Annotated in this window: 13 protein-coding genes and 1 pseudogene; 13 read left to right on the top strand and 1 reads right to left on the bottom strand. The window is 34.3% G+C overall.

The genetic code is table 11. The features are described from left to right. Positions 1-7: 7 nt before the first annotated feature. The 11 genes from HMPREF0446_RS06365 to HMPREF0446_RS06315 all read left to right on the top strand — a co-directional run bounded on the left by HMPREF0446_RS06365 (position 8) and on the right by HMPREF0446_RS06315 (position 10,800). Positions 8-1,624 carry a putative polysaccharide biosynthesis protein gene (locus HMPREF0446_RS06365; RefSeq protein ID WP_020991410.1) on the top strand — a complete coding sequence of 539 codons (1,617 nt, stop codon included), beginning with the start codon at positions 8-10 and terminating at the stop codon, positions 1,622-1,624. Continuing rightward, a complete protein-coding gene (locus tag HMPREF0446_RS06360) occupies positions 1,611-1,883 on the top strand; it encodes an RNA-binding S4 domain-containing protein (protein ID WP_006703326.1) in 273 nt (90 codons plus the stop codon). Before HMPREF0446_RS06365 ends, HMPREF0446_RS06360 begins: the two co-directional genes overlap by 14 nt. 153 nt (positions 1,884-2,036) lie before the next feature. Continuing rightward, complete coding sequence (locus tag HMPREF0446_RS06355; protein ID WP_006703327.1) at positions 2,037-2,687, top strand: hypothetical protein; 651 nt, start codon at positions 2,037-2,039, stop codon at positions 2,685-2,687. Between the two features lie 145 nt (positions 2,688-2,832). Next, complete coding sequence (locus tag HMPREF0446_RS06350) at positions 2,833-3,531, top strand: MgtC/SapB family protein (RefSeq protein WP_006703328.1); 699 nt, start codon at positions 2,833-2,835, stop codon at positions 3,529-3,531. 152 nt (positions 3,532-3,683) lie between these two features. Continuing rightward, entirely contained in the window at positions 3,684-4,109 is a 426-nt protein-coding gene (locus HMPREF0446_RS06345) for an FtsB family cell division protein (RefSeq protein ID WP_006703329.1), read from the top strand. A 94-nt stretch (positions 4,110-4,203) separates the two neighbouring features. Further along, complete coding sequence (locus HMPREF0446_RS06340; RefSeq protein WP_006703330.1) at positions 4,204-4,695, top strand: S1 domain-containing RNA-binding protein; 492 nt, start codon at positions 4,204-4,206, stop codon at positions 4,693-4,695. Positions 4,696-4,773: 78 nt separating this feature from the next. Then, positions 4,774-6,126, top strand: coding sequence for a tRNA lysidine(34) synthetase TilS (gene tilS, locus HMPREF0446_RS06335; protein WP_006703331.1), 1,353 nt, complete (start codon positions 4,774-4,776; stop codon positions 6,124-6,126). After that, the gene (hpt, locus tag HMPREF0446_RS06330) at positions 6,120-6,662 is read left to right on the top strand and encodes a hypoxanthine phosphoribosyltransferase (protein WP_040507612.1); all 543 of its coding nucleotides are present in this window, start codon (positions 6,120-6,122) and stop codon (positions 6,660-6,662) included. The genes tilS and hpt overlap by 7 nt, the downstream gene beginning before the upstream one ends. A 91-nt stretch (positions 6,663-6,753) precedes the next feature. After that, positions 6,754-8,799, top strand: a complete 2,046-nt coding sequence (gene ftsH / locus HMPREF0446_RS06325; RefSeq protein ID WP_006703332.1) for an ATP-dependent zinc metalloprotease FtsH — start codon at positions 6,754-6,756, stop codon at positions 8,797-8,799. 76 nt (positions 8,800-8,875) lie between these two features. Further along, positions 8,876-9,766: an Hsp33 family molecular chaperone HslO gene (gene hslO, locus HMPREF0446_RS06320; RefSeq protein ID WP_006703333.1), complete on the top strand. Its 891-nt coding sequence runs from the start codon at positions 8,876-8,878 to the stop codon at positions 9,764-9,766. Positions 9,767-9,912: 146 nt separating this feature from the next. Continuing rightward, positions 9,913-10,800 (top strand): ROK family protein, encoded by an 888-nt coding sequence (locus HMPREF0446_RS06315; RefSeq protein ID WP_006703334.1) that lies wholly within the window; start codon positions 9,913-9,915, stop codon positions 10,798-10,800. Positions 10,801-10,842: 42 nt separating this feature from the next. On the opposite strand, the pseudogene HMPREF0446_RS06310 reads toward HMPREF0446_RS06315, so the two are convergent. After that, a pseudogene (locus tag HMPREF0446_RS06310) lies at positions 10,843-11,218 on the bottom strand (DDE-type integrase/transposase/recombinase); the annotation flags it as partial. 90 nt (positions 11,219-11,308) lie between these two features. Between HMPREF0446_RS06310 and HMPREF0446_RS06305 the strand changes: the two are divergent. Continuing rightward, positions 11,309-11,758, top strand: coding sequence for a CopY/TcrY family copper transport repressor (locus HMPREF0446_RS06305; RefSeq protein ID WP_006703336.1), 450 nt, complete (start codon positions 11,309-11,311; stop codon positions 11,756-11,758). Positions 11,759-11,777: 19 nt separating this feature from the next. Further along, positions 11,778-13,886: a heavy metal translocating P-type ATPase gene (locus HMPREF0446_RS06300; RefSeq protein ID WP_006703337.1), complete on the top strand. Its 2,109-nt coding sequence runs from the start codon at positions 11,778-11,780 to the stop codon at positions 13,884-13,886. Positions 13,887-14,101: the final 215 nt, after the last annotated feature.

Below are 14,101 nucleotides of genomic sequence, written 5' to 3'. Positions count from 1 at the left end.
GGATTCAATGGTTAAATCGAATAGACAGATGATGCAAGGAGCGTTGGTATTGTCACTAGCAGCCTTCATTGCGAAAATATTAAGTGCCGTTTATCGAGTTCCTTTCCAAAATATGGTTGGAAATACTGGTTTTTACGTTTATCAGCAAGTTTATCCTATTTATGGAATTGGAATGACCTTTGCTCTCTCTGGTTTTCCGGTATTTGTTTCAGCATTAATTGCTCAATATCGTTCGGACTATGAACTATTGCCACTTTTAAAACGATTATTTTGGATTTTAAGCGGATTAGGATTAGGAGTCTTTTTAATTCTATATACACAGTCAGAACTCATTGCTTCATGGATGGGAGATGCTTTATTGTCATCTGTTATTCAAAGTGTTTCGTGGATGTTTTTAATGATGCCATTTTTGGTCATTGCCAGAGGGTATTTCCAAGGGACGAATCGAATGGTTCCAACCGCTGTTTCTCAAGTAATGGAACAAGTCGTTCGAGTAAGTGTTATTTTATTAGCTGCAAGTTTTTATGGAAGTCTTACGAATGATTTATATGAAGTTGGAACTTGGGCAATGTCGAGTGCCGTTGTGGCTGCAGTGATGGCAACTTTTGTATTATTGTATTATAAAAAATCAGACTCCTTTGAAAATTGGAATGGCAGTCGTGTCATTGAACCTCATAAGATTCAATGGGGAGTATTGCTGAAGAGATTAGTCATTGAAGGTGGAACTCTATGTTTATTAAGTTCGATTTTAGTGTTGTTTCAATTGATTGATTCATTTACCTTATTTAAAGGGTTAGTAGAACAGGGAATGAGTCAAGAGGTTGCCAAAGATTTAAAAGGAATTTTTGATAGAGGACAACCACTGGTGCAATTAGGAATGGTTGTTGGAGTTGGATTTTCTTCAAGTTATTTACCATTACTGAGTCGTAGTTATACAAAACAACATTTAGAAGAATTTGAACAATTGAAATACTCACTCTTAAAAATGACAATGGTATTTTCAGTTGTAGCAACAGTAGGGTTATTAGTTATTTTGCCAAGAGTCAATCATATGCTTTTTGGAGATATACAAGGTAACGATGTACTGAGTATTTATATTATCAGTATCATATTAGCCTCTATGATGATGGCTTACCATGGGATATTACAAAGTACTGGAAAATATTCCATTACGCTTATAGCCTTATTGATTGGGCTCATTGCTAAAGGAATCGGCAATCTTTGGTTCATTCCCCAGTTTCAAACATTAGGGGCTAGTATTGCAACGATTTTAGGGTTATTCGTGATGCTAGGGATGATTTGGATTCTGAGTGGAGGTAAGTCTTCTTCGAATCATCAAAAGTCAACAATGATAAAATTAGGAATTGTATCGATTGGAATGGCAATCGTTGTAGGAGGATTGAATATCCTCTTTGAACGCTATTTTCCAGCCGGAGATTCTCGGACAAAAGATACACTGCTGGCTCTATTGTTAGTGAGTGTTGGAATCATCGTATTTATAATAGGGGCAATTCGGATAAAGTTATTTACCATTCGCGAATGGTTAATGATTCCAAAAGGGAAATCACTATTAAGATTTACAAGAAAATGGAAGAAAAGAGGGGAAAAGGATGAGATTAGATAAATATTTAAAAGTCTCTCGATTAATTAAAAGAAGAAGTGTTGCAAAAGAAGTAGCCGATAAAGGAAGAATTACGGTACAAGATAAAGTGGCAAAATCTTCAACAGATGTAAAAGTAGGAGATATTATTACTATTCAATTTGGAAATAAGACTGTAACAGTTCGAGTGGATGCTATTTTAGACTCAACAAGAAAAGAAGATGCCAAAGAAATGTTTACGATTTTAGAAGAGAAACAAGTAGTGAAAACAGAAGAGTTTTAAAACGGAGAAGAGAGAGTTGATTCGTCAACCTCTCTTATTTTTTAGAAAAACTTAAACAATAATAGGATGAAGAAATATTGAGAAAGAAAAATGTTTTCATTATACTATATGTGAACAAAATAACGATTTCATATCAGAGAAAGGATGAGAAAGATGAATAAAATTAGTAAAGTCTATATGGGTGTTGCAATGATTACGTCAGTTCTAATTTTTTTATTTGGCTTGTACTTTAGTACAAAAGGAATTGTTGAAGTAATGTATGAATCGTGGAGAGCGATTGGAGTCAGTTGTTTAGCTTTTCTGTTGACATTGTTTAGTATGATGAAACTACCTTTCAAAATTAAAAAAGGAATTATAGCGCTAGAACTAATATTAATGACAGCTGTATTTGGTCCAATGATTATAAAGGGCACTATTCTAAATTTTCCCTCATTACCTTTTGGTGTGATTGTGGACATAACGATTGTGTTTACAGTTCTTTTAATGATTCTATTAGGATTGAGTACTAGAAGAATTCATCATGATAAAGAATTGAAGATAGATTCCATCTTTATTAATCTTCAAATCATTATGATGATCCATACTTTTTATGATCATTTCTCATTTGGAATAGAGGTGATGGATCATGCGAGTGCACTTCAAATTGGACAGGTAGTTAGAAGTGTGTTTCTTGGAACGATGAATCTTCAAATGTTATGGATGGTTTTTGGAATTATGATTGTATTTGGAAGCATACTGAAGATGTTTTACGATATCTTTGTAGTGAAGAATATGAAAGATTCAATCATGAGTGTCTCTAAGTAATGATTATTCTATTTACTCCAATTCATGATGCCAAAATTGAAAGATAAGATTTCTTGACAATTATGGAAGAAAAGCATAGAATAATGGGCACGTTATCATTTTGATAAGAGTGCAGAAAAATTCAATGTTCATGAGAGGAGCAAGTATGGTAGAAACAATTTTAAGTAGAAATTTTGATGCAATATTAGAAGTTAGACATTTAATAGCCATTATTTTAGCTTGCTTATGTGGATGGGCCATTGGACATGAACGAAAATCTAGGAATAAACAAGCGGGGATTAAAACACACGTCATTGTGGCGTTAACTTCAGCGTTAATGATGTTAATTTCTAAAGAAGCTTTTTTAGATACTTCCAAATTTGATACAGCTCGTGTGGCGGCGCAAGTGGTTAGTGGTATCAGTTTTATCGGTGGTGGTATTATCTTTATGAGAGATAAGAAAATCAGCGGAATTACAACAGCTTCAGGAATTTGGGCAACAGCTGGGATTGGTTTAGCGATTGGTGGCGGCATGTGGATTTTCGGAGTTGTTTGTGCAGCAGTAGTCGTTATTATTCAATTGTTGACACATGAATCTCCATTAAAGGCACAAAATCGTCAAGTAAGTATTCATTGTTTAGTTGCAGATGTAACGATTATGCAGAAAATTTATGATTTTTGTCATTTAGAAGATTATCAATCCATCCAAGTTGAAGCAAAGGAATTGGAAGATGGTCAATATGAATTGATTTTACGTGTAGAGCATGATGAAGAAATTGTAATTGAAAAAATTCAAGAGTATATGGAAGAACAACATTCTGATTTAGAAGTGAAAAAGATTAAGTTTAAGACAGAAGAATATTAACGAATAAGACTTATCTGAAATAGTAAATAGGAAAGTGGTATTAGCCAGCAGAGTGGCTTATACCACTTTTTTTATAAAATTTTCCTAAAAGCATAGACTAGTTATCATATTCTTGTTATACTCGTCATATAATCATTAAAGGAGTCAGTGTAGTGAATAAACAGCAAGAAGAAAACAGCAAAATTATTGCGTTTGAATCAAAAAAGAAAAAATTACATACAAATGTTCATTTACCAAAAGTAGCTGTTTGGAAACGAGTAGCTGTGTGGCATTCATTACTGATGGCTGTAGTGATAGCAATTGCTGGTTCTTTAATACTACAAATTGTAGGGCAATTAAACCAAGCTGGTAAAATTGAAGCACAAATTGTAGAAGCGAAAAAAGAAGAATCAAAAGTAAAAGAACAACAAAAATCTTTAGTTCAACAAGTTGAATTATTACAACAAGATGATTATGTAGCAAAACTTGCACGTAGTGAATATTACTTAAGTAAATCAGGAGAGATTATTTTTAATACACCTGATGATGCTGCACAAAATAAAATTCAACAAGCAAAAGATAATCAATCTCGTCATTAAATTTGACAAGGAACTATGAAGTGATGGAAATAATCTTTTATACTCGTCAAGCGTGTGTATAAAAGGGGAAATTTGAAGGAGGAACGCTTTTTATATGTCAATTGAGGTAGGGAATATTTTACCTGGTAAAGTAACTGGTATTACAAATTTTGGTGCTTTTGTGGATTTAGGAAACCGTAAAACAGGTTTAGTTCACATTAGTGAAGTATCTAATTCTTATATTAAAGATATTAAAGATGTCTTAACAGTTGGAGACGAAGTACAAGTAAAAGTAATGGAAATTTCTGGAGATGGAAAGGTAAGTTTATCGATTCGTCGTGCAAGTGCTGATTCTTCAGAAGAAACTGTTGAAGAAAAACCAAAATTCCAAAAATCAGCTCCACGTAATCAAGAAGGTCAAGGATTTAAGAAACCTTATGCAGCTAAATCGGCAACATCATTTGAGAAAAAATCTCCATCACAAGCAAAAGTGAATGATTTTGATGCAATGATGAGTTCCTTCTTAAAAGATTCTGAAGATCGTTTAACTTCATTAAAACGTAATACAGAAGGTAAACGTGGCGGACGTGGCGGACGTCGTTCATAATAAAGTATTCAAATGAGGCTGGAAATTTCCAGTCTCATTTTTGTCATTGTTAGTCGTAATAAGAATGGAGGTGTTTGAATGAAGGAAGTAGAAAATTTTTTAATAAAATTTGTTCCTAATTGGCAACAGGAATCTTTTTTATTAGCTGTTTCAGGCGGGGTGGATTCAATGGTGTTATTAGAGAGTTTTTTTAAGCTTCAAAAAAAGTTTCCAACATTACAGTTTTCAGTTGTTCATATTCATCATCATCTTCGAAAAGAATCCGATGAAGAAGAAGAGATGGTTAGAAATTTTTGTAATGAAAGAAGTATTTCTATAGAAGTTTATCATTGGGAACAAGGGTTTGAACAGAGAGTAGGAATTGAAGAAAAAGCAAGAAAGTTTCGATATCAAAAACTGGAAGAATCTATGAAAAAAAATAAAGCTCGATATGTTGTAGTGGCTCATCATGCAGACGATCAAGCAGAAACGGTTTTAATGAAATTAACAAGGGGTAGTACAATTGAAGGGATTGCTGGAATGAAGTCCATTCGTCCCTTTAGTGAAGGCTATCTCATTCGTCCTTTTTTAACGGTTGATAAAGAAGATTTATACGAATATGCTTCGATTCATCAAATACCTTTTAAAGAAGATAGTTCGAACCAAAGTTTAGAATATACGAGAAATCGATTTAGAAAGGAAATTATTCCACTTTTTAAACAGGAAAATTCTAAGTTTAATCAGAAAATCCACGAATTTACGAAAACTTTACAAGAGCAACAAGAAGTAATTTTAATGTTAGCAAACCAATGGATGGAACAGGAACTATTAGAATTACATAATGGGTGGTCTTGGGATAAGGGAAGGTACATCAAGCAACCACAAGGACTTCAAAAAGTTATTTTAGTAGAAATATCTAAAAAACTTGGAGGTTTATTGAGTGCTAAAAATGTGTTAGATATTCAAGAGGCAATTATATCTGACACTTCTCAAATGAGTTTGAATTTACCAAACGGCTGGAGTTTCCAAAAAAGATATCAACAATTATTGATTATAAAAGAAGAAAGTAAAGAAATTCCTTATCAAGAAATAAGGATAGAGGGATTTCAATTAGCAGATATTGTATTATCAGAAGATGAAAGGATATCATTTACAGCTGAACAAGGATGGGAAATGTTTCTCTCAATGGAAGATTTTCCCTTAACTATACGTAGAAGAAAGCAAAAGGATCGTTTTCTTTTAACAGAAAATCAGCATCAAAGTATTAGAAGATGGTGTATTAATCAGAAAATCCCTAAAGAAGAAAGAGAAAAATTGTGGATTGTAGAAAATTCTTTTAAAGAAATCATCGCAATATTAGGATTTCGTAAAACACAATCATTGTCCAAAAGGAAAGAAACTGATAGAATAAGAATAGTCTATAGAAAAAAAGAAGAGGTGCTATCATGTTAGATAATTATATTGCAGAAGTAGTTGTTAGTAAGAAAGAATTAGAAGAAACAATTGAAAAATTAGGGAAAACATTAACTGCAGAGTATCAAGATAAAAATCCATTAGTGATTTGTATTTTAAAGGGAGCTATTTTCTTTATGGCAGACCTTGTTCGTGCGATGGACTGCGATTTAGAAGTGGATTTTATGGATGTATCTAGTTATGGTGATGCTTTTGAATCAAGTGGTGAAGTTCGTATTTTGAAAGACTTGGATCAAAGTGTAAAAGGTCGCCATGTATTAATTGTGGAAGATATTATTGATACAGGCCGTACTTTAGCTCATATTGTTGAATTATTAAAACATCGTCAAGCAGCAAGCGTTAAAATCGTAACATTATTAGATAAACAAGAACGTCGTGTTATCGCAATTGATGCAGATTATGTTGGAGTAGAAGTTCCAAATAAATTTGTAGTTGGCTATGGGTTAGATTACAAACAAGGATTAAGAAACTTACCATATATTGGAGTATTAAAACCAGAAGTGTATGAATCATAAGATTTGGTTAAGTTAATTATCAAAAATGGTCAAAGACCTTTAAGTGTGATACACTATTTTATACAACCATTTATGAATTGCAGGAGGCAAAATGAATACAAATAATAATCGTCAAATATTTCGTAGTGGACTAATGTATATTATGATTTTTGTGGCAATTGTTGGGTTAGTTTCTTGGTTTAATCAAGGTTCTAATGGACAAACGACAGAAGTTAGTTATACACAATTCGTTCAAGAATTGAAAAAAGGTGACATTAAAGAAATTAAAATGCAATATGCAAACTCCGTATATACTATTACTGGAGAATACAAAGAAGCAAAAGAAAATACAAATACATCCTCTAAAGGATTAGCGATATTTGATAAGAGAACTTCTAAAACATCAAATTTCAAAACAACAGTTTTACCAAATGATGGAACTGTAACAGAGATTAATAATGCTGCACAACAAGCGGGAACTCAAATTACTACTCTTCCTGAAAGTCAATCAGGAATTTGGTTATCACTGTTCTTACAATTAGTTGTGCCATTAGGAATTTTTGGATTCTTAATGTTTAACTTATTATCAAGTCAAATGGGACAAGGTGGTCCACGTGGCGTGATGAATTTTGGTCGATCAAAAGCGACAGATCAAAATAAACAAAAAGTAAAAGTTCGTTTCTCTGATGTAGCAGGTGCGGAAGAAGAAAAACAAGAATTAGTAGAAGTAGTAGAATTCTTAAAAGATCCTCGTAAATTTACAGCTCTAGGAGCTCGTATTCCAGCAGGTGTCTTATTAGAAGGTCCTCCAGGGACAGGTAAAACTTTATTAGCGAAAGCTGTTGCTGGTGAAGCAAATGTTCCGTTCTTCTCAATTTCAGGTTCTGAATTTGTTGAGATGTTCGTTGGGGTAGGGGCAAGTCGTGTTCGTGATTTATTTGAAAATGCGAAGAAAAATGCTCCAGCTATTATTTTTATTGATGAAATTGATGCTGTTGGTCGTCAACGTGGTACAGGTATGGGTGGAGGTCACGATGAACGTGAACAAACTCTAAACCAATTATTAGTTGAAATGGATGGTTTTGAGGGAACAGAAGGCGTTATCGTGATTGCTGCAACAAACCGTTCCGATGTATTAGACCCTGCATTATTACGTCCGGGACGTTTTGACCGTCAAATTTTAGTAGGTCGTCCAGATGTTAAAGGACGTGAAGCAATTCTAAAAGTTCATGCTAGAAATAAAAAATTAGCAAAAGAAGTGGACTTAAAAGTGATTGCTCAACAAACTCCAGGTTTCTCTGGTGCTGAATTAGAAAACTTATTAAATGAAGCTGCTTTAGTAGCTGCAAGAAGAGATAAAACAGCGATTGACAAATTAGATGTGGATGAAGCACATGACCGTGTTATTGCGGGTCCAGCGAAAAAGGATCGTGCAATTAGTGAAAAAGAACGTAAAATGGTTGCTTTCCACGAAGCTGGTCATACAATCGTCGGAATGGTATTAAGTGATGCACGTGTTGTTCATAAAGTGACGATTGTTCCTCGTGGACGTGCAGGCGGATATGCTATTATGCTTCCAAAAGAAGATCGTTTCTTAATGACTAAAAAAGAATTGTTCGAACAAGTAGTTGGATTACTTGGTGGACGTGCTGCTGAGGAGTTTATCTTTAATGAGAAAACGACTGGAGCAAGTAATGACTTCGAGCAAGCAACAGGAATTGTTCGTAGTATGATTACTGAATATGGAATGTATGATGAATTAGGAACGGTTCAATATGAAGGAAATCATCAAGTCTTTATTGGACGTGATTACGGACAAACAAAAGCTTATTCTGATCAAGTGGCTTTTGAAATTGATAATGCAGTTCGCTCGATTATGAAAGAAGCTTATGCACAAGCATTACAAATTTTAGAAGAACATAAAGATCAATTAACTCTAATTGCTGAAAAATTACTAGAATTAGAAACTCTTGATGAACGTACAATTAAAGCATTATTCGAAACTGGAGAAATGCCAACAGAAGATGTTGAAGAAGAGTATCCAAGTGAAGTAGAAGCAGCAAGTTTTGAAGAGTCTAAAAAGGCTTTAGCAAAACGTGAAGCAGCAAAACAAGATGATAATGAAGAAGAATCTGATTCAAAAGATGATTTAGAATAATGACAAGGAAGTGAGAAGGGAAAGTCAAAGCTTTTCTTTCCCACTTTTCTTTTATGAAGGAAAGAAGGAATGAAGAATGAAAGATCATTTATTAAAAGTATTAGCTTTTAATGATGAAGTTAAAGCAGTTGCGATAGTAGCTACAGAAGCAGTATCTCAAGCACAAAAACGTCATGATACTTGGAGTGCAGCTACAGCAGCATTAGGTCGTACGATGATTGGAACTCAATTATTAGCGACTAGTTTAAAAGGAAAAGAAAAAATTACGGTTCAAGTCAATGGAGATGGCCCAGGTGGAAAAATTATGGCAGAAGCTAATGGTTTAGGTCAAATGAGAGGTTATATTTCAAATCCACATGTAAGCTTACCTTTAAATGAAAAAGGAAAGTTAGATGTACGTGGCGTTGTGGGTACAAACGGAACGATTACTGTTATAAAGGATTTACAAATGAAAGAACCTTTTTCTGGACAAATTCCAATTGTTGATGGTGAATTAGGAATGGACTTCACTTATTATTTAGCTGTTTCAGAGCAAATTAATGGGGCAGTTGGTGTGTCTGTTTTAGTAAATCCAGATGAATCTGTTCGTGCTGCAGGTGGATTTATGATTCAATTACTTCCTGGAGCTAGTGAAGAAACGATTGTAGAAATTGAACGACGTATTAGTGAAATGCCTCTTGTTTCAAAATTGATTGACCAACAAGAAGAGCCAATTGATTTATTAAACCGTTTATTAGGTAAAGAAAATATTAAAGTATTAGAAGAATTACCAGTAGAATTTCATTGTCCTTGTACTAGAGAAAGATTTAGTGCAGGTTTATTATCGATTGGTGTAGAGGATTTACAACATTTAATTGATGAAGATCATGGAGCAGAAATTGTTTGTCATTTCTGCGGTGAAAAATATCAATTTAGTGAAGATGATTTAAATGACTTAATCACAGAAATTAAATCTCAGAAAAAATAATTAAATTTTGACTTTCTATATAAGGACTGTTTTATAATATTCCTATTATAGAAGGTCTTTTCTTTTATTTAAAAATTTACATTGCAAAAAACTTCAAACCAGGCTACAATAACGATGAAAACGATTAAATAAAGGAGATGTTTTTAATGAAACAATCGATTGGTGTTGATATTGGGGGAACAAAAGTAGCTGTTGCTATTATTAATGAAAAGGGAGAAATTGTGAGTCGCAGGCAAGCACCTAGTGAAGTGGAAAGTGCTGAAACATTATTTGAACAAGTTGTTCGATTAATAAATGAAGAGTTAAATGAACATCCATTTTCAATTCAAGAGATGGAAGGTATTGGAATTGGTTTGCCAGGGAAAGTAGATGTAGAGAATGGAGTAGCAGTTTTCCAAAATAATATTCCATGGCCAAATTTCCCAATTGTTAAAAGATTACAAGAAGTTTATGGAAATATTCCAGTAAAAATTGATAATGATGTAAAAGTAGCTGCCTATGCAGAATATCGCCTTCAAAATTTAACAGAAAAAGAAATGTTTGCGTATGTCACTTTATCAACTGGAATTGCAGCAACAAATATTGCGGGCAACCAAATTCTTCGTGGAGCAGGTTTCTCAGGTGAAATTGGATTTATTCCAGTTCATTTCTTTGGTCAATGGATGAGCTTAGAAGAAGCTTGTTCAGGAGTAGGGATTCAAAAGAAAGCTCAAGAATTATACAAAGATGATTCTGTGACAACTAAAGATGTATTTGAAAAATGGCGTCAAGGAGAAGCCGTTGCAACTGATATTATTCGTCAAGCAGCGAGTGGAATCGCTAGTAGTTTACATGCGATGGTTTGTTTACTAGATCCACATGTCATTGTATTTGGAGGAAGTGTATCTAATTATAATCCTGATTACATTGAATTAGTTAAAGAAATTTTAGAAACTCGATTACATGCTGAACAAAAACATGTGTTGAAACGAATGGTTGTTTCTAAGATTAAAGGAGATAATGGAATTATCGGTGCAGGTTTATTAGTGTTATAAAGGATTGAAGGTTGGAAGGGACTGACCCCAAAAAGTGAGAATTTAATAAAAACACCCTAGGACTACCTGTCTCCGGTTGAATACCGGAAACAGGTAGTCCAATTTTTGTTGGATTCTTTTTTCATTATAATATTTGATGTAATTTTCTACAATTTGAATTACATAGATTGTAGTATTCAGCAGAAGTATAAACGCTGCCTTGATCTCTATGTAGTAGAACATCCTTAGGTAAATCAATTTGATTTAATGTATCCAATACAAACTTAGTATCCTGTTTTGAGGAAATTGTATAAGCAATGATTTCTCCATTATGTAAATCCATAATGAAAGATAAATAGAATCGTTTAGGACCGAAAGGCAAATATGTGATATCTGTAGTCAATTTTTTCATAGGTTTGTCTGCTGAAAAATTTCTATTATTAAAAAGACTTGACATAATTCGTTTACAGTTGTAAACTTAGTTTAATCATAATTGTTCACATCTGTAGACGAATAGAGGGGAAGGAGAATGAGCACAATGGAATTTAATACTTATATCACAGATGCAGAATGGGAAGTCATGCGTGTAGTTTGGGCAAATGATCGAGTAACTAGTAAAAAAGTCATTTCCGTATTGCAAGAAAAAATGGACTGGACACAATCCACTATCAAAACGATCTTAGGTCGATTAGTTGGAAAAGGCGTACTAAATACAGAGCATGAAGGTAGAAAGTTTATTTACACTGCCAATATTGAAGAGACAGAAGCCGTAAGGGATTATGCAGAAGAAATTTTTAACCGTATTTGCAATAAGAAAGTCGGAAATGTAATAGGAAGTATCATTGAAGATCATGTTTTAAGCTTCGATGATATAGATCGACTAGAAAAAATATTAGAGATGAAAAAATCTTTCGCAGTAGAAGAAGTAGATTGCAATTGTCCAGAAGGACAATGCAAATGTCATTTACATCATCATTAAGTATAAGGAGGAATTTAAAATGAATAATGACAACATGGATAAGTTAAAACACGAGCATGGAATCACAGATAAACATGGATACCATAAGGATCAACATCAAGTACATCATGCTGGGCATGATCACAACGGGCACAGCGGACATAATGGGCATGATCACAGCGGGCACAGTGGGCACGGAGGGCATGCCCACCATCATCACGGAAGCTTTAAGGAACTTTTCTTAAAGTCATTGCCACTAGGAATCATTATTATGTTCTTTTCCCCTTTGCATGGATTTAAACTACCATTCCAGTTTACTTTTCCATATTCTGATATTGTAGTAGCTATTTTATCTACTATATTAATTGTTTATGGTGGACGTCCATTCTATCAAGGTGCAGTTGACGAATTTAAACAAAAAAAACCTGGAATGATGGCACTCGTTTCTTTAGGTTTAAGTGTTTCATATTTATATAGTATCTATGCTGTGATCATTACCTACGTAACGGGTGGACACGTGATGGACTTTTTCTTTGAATTTGCTTCATTACTATTAATCATGCTATTAGGTCACTGGATTGAGATGAAAGCTATTGGAGAAGCAGGAGACGCACAAGCAGCATTGGCTAAGTTAGTGCCGAAAGATGCTCACGTTGTATTAGAAGATGATTCAATTGAAACACGACCAGTTGCTGACTTAAAGATAGGTGATTTAATTCGTGTTCAAGCCGGAGAAAATGTGCCAGCAGACGGGATTATCGAGCGTGGCGAATCACGTTTAAATGAAGCTCTTCTAACTGGGGAGTCAAAAGCAGTAAAAAAAGGCCCTGGCGATGAAGTAATCGGAGGCTCAACAAATGGAGAAGGGGTTCTTTATATTAAAGTGCTTGAGACAGGTGATCAATCCTTTATCTCTCAAGTACAGACTTTAATTAGCCAAGCTCAAAGTCAGCCTTCCAGGGCAGAAAATATTGCGCAAAAGGTTGCAGGGTGGCTCTTCTATATTGCTGTTATTGTCGCGCTAATTGCTTTTGTAGTGTGGATGATTATTGGAGATATCCCAACGGCAGTTATATTTACTATTACTACATTAGTTATTGCTTGTCCGCACGCATTGGGTCTGGCTATTCCATTGGTAACCGCCCGTAGCACAAGCTTAGGAGCTAGCCGTGGCTTACTAGTAAAAGACCGTCAAGCCTTAGAAATAGCTCAAGATGCAGATGTGATTATTTTAGATAAAACGGGTACTTTAACAACTGGTGAATTTAAAGTATTAGATGTAAAACTTCTTAATGACAAATATACAAAAGAGGAAATCATTGCCTTATTGGCAGGTATTGAAGGAGGATCTAGCCACCCAATTGCTCAATCAATTATAAGATTCGCCGAGCAGCAAAATATACGTCCAGCATCTTTTGATTCGATTGATGTGATTTCCGGTTCTGGAGTAGAGGGTAAAGTAGGTGGGCACCGTTACCAATTAATCAGTCAAAAAGCCTATGGACGTAATCTTGATATGGATACTCCAAAAGGAGCAACTCTTAGTGTCTTAGTAGAAAACGATGATGCCATTGGTGCTGTAGCTTTAGGGGACGAATTAAAATCAACGAGTAAAGAGTTAATTAAAGCTCTTAAAAAGAACAATATTCGACCAATTATGGCAACAGGTGATAATGAAAAAGCGGCTCAAGGCGCGGCAGTAGATTTAGGGATTGAATATAGATCAAATCAATCTCCACAAGACAAATATGAGTTAGTTAAAACACTTAAAGATGAAGGAAAGAAAGTTATCATGGTAGGTGATGGTGTAAATGATGCTCCTTCTCTTGCCTTAGCAGATGTTGGTATAGCTATAGGTGCTGGAACTCAAGTTGCATTGGATTCAGCTGATGTCATATTGACTCAATCCGATCCAGGAGATATTGAATCATTCATTGAATTAGCACACAAAACAACTCGTAAAATGAAACAAAACCTATTTTGGGGAGCTGGTTATAACTTTATAGCTATCCCTCTAGCTGCAGGAATTTTGGCTCCTATTGGTATCACATTAAGCCCTGCATTAGGAGCAATCCTAATGTCTGTGTCAACAGTCATCGTCGCCATTAATGCTATGTTATTACGTTTAGATCCAAAAAATAACGGTTAACAGATCGAATGATTGAAACTCCTTAAAGTATCAAGATACAATAGTTTTACAGGAGAAAAAGAGATGTAAGTACTGGCTCTTTGTAAAATCGTGTTGGTAGAAGTAGACGATTTTTCTACCAACACGATTTTTAACTATAAAAAGACACCTCCATGTGCATTTGATTACATTGTACCAAATCCAACTTGGAGGTGTTTTTATTTAATTCTCATTTA

The sequence above is a fragment of the Granulicatella elegans ATCC 700633 genome (assembly GCF_000162475.2).
In the GTDB taxonomy this organism is placed as follows: domain Bacteria; phylum Bacillota; class Bacilli; order Lactobacillales; family Aerococcaceae; genus Granulicatella; species Granulicatella elegans.
The sequence above is the reverse complement of the archived record's forward strand: the minus strand, read 5'-3'. Positions and strand labels throughout refer to the sequence as shown.

Excerpts from the sequence above, each read along its gene's own strand:
- HMPREF0446_RS06365 (WP_020991410.1), top strand. The coding sequence starts at position 8 with ATGGTTAAATCGAATAGACAGATGATGCAAGGAGCGTTGGTATTGTCA.
- HMPREF0446_RS06360 (WP_006703326.1), top strand. The coding sequence starts at position 1,611 with ATGAGATTAGATAAATATTTAAAAGTCTCTCGATTAATTAAAAGAAGA.
- HMPREF0446_RS06355 (WP_006703327.1), top strand. The coding sequence starts at position 2,037 with ATGAATAAAATTAGTAAAGTCTATATGGGTGTTGCAATGATTACGTCA.
- HMPREF0446_RS06350 (WP_006703328.1), top strand. The coding sequence starts at position 2,833 with ATGGTAGAAACAATTTTAAGTAGAAATTTTGATGCAATATTAGAAGTT.
- HMPREF0446_RS06340 (WP_006703330.1), top strand. The coding sequence starts at position 4,204 with ATGTCAATTGAGGTAGGGAATATTTTACCTGGTAAAGTAACTGGTATT.
- tilS (WP_006703331.1), top strand. The coding sequence starts at position 4,774 with ATGAAGGAAGTAGAAAATTTTTTAATAAAATTTGTTCCTAATTGGCAA.
- hpt (WP_040507612.1), top strand. The coding sequence starts at position 6,120 with ATGTTAGATAATTATATTGCAGAAGTAGTTGTTAGTAAGAAAGAATTA.
- ftsH (WP_006703332.1), top strand. The coding sequence starts at position 6,754 with ATGAATACAAATAATAATCGTCAAATATTTCGTAGTGGACTAATGTAT.
- hslO (WP_006703333.1), top strand. The coding sequence starts at position 8,876 with ATGAAAGATCATTTATTAAAAGTATTAGCTTTTAATGATGAAGTTAAA.
- HMPREF0446_RS06315 (WP_006703334.1), top strand. The coding sequence starts at position 9,913 with ATGAAACAATCGATTGGTGTTGATATTGGGGGAACAAAAGTAGCTGTT.
- HMPREF0446_RS06305 (WP_006703336.1), top strand. The coding sequence starts at position 11,309 with ATGAGCACAATGGAATTTAATACTTATATCACAGATGCAGAATGGGAA.
- HMPREF0446_RS06300 (WP_006703337.1), top strand. The coding sequence starts at position 11,778 with ATGAATAATGACAACATGGATAAGTTAAAACACGAGCATGGAATCACA.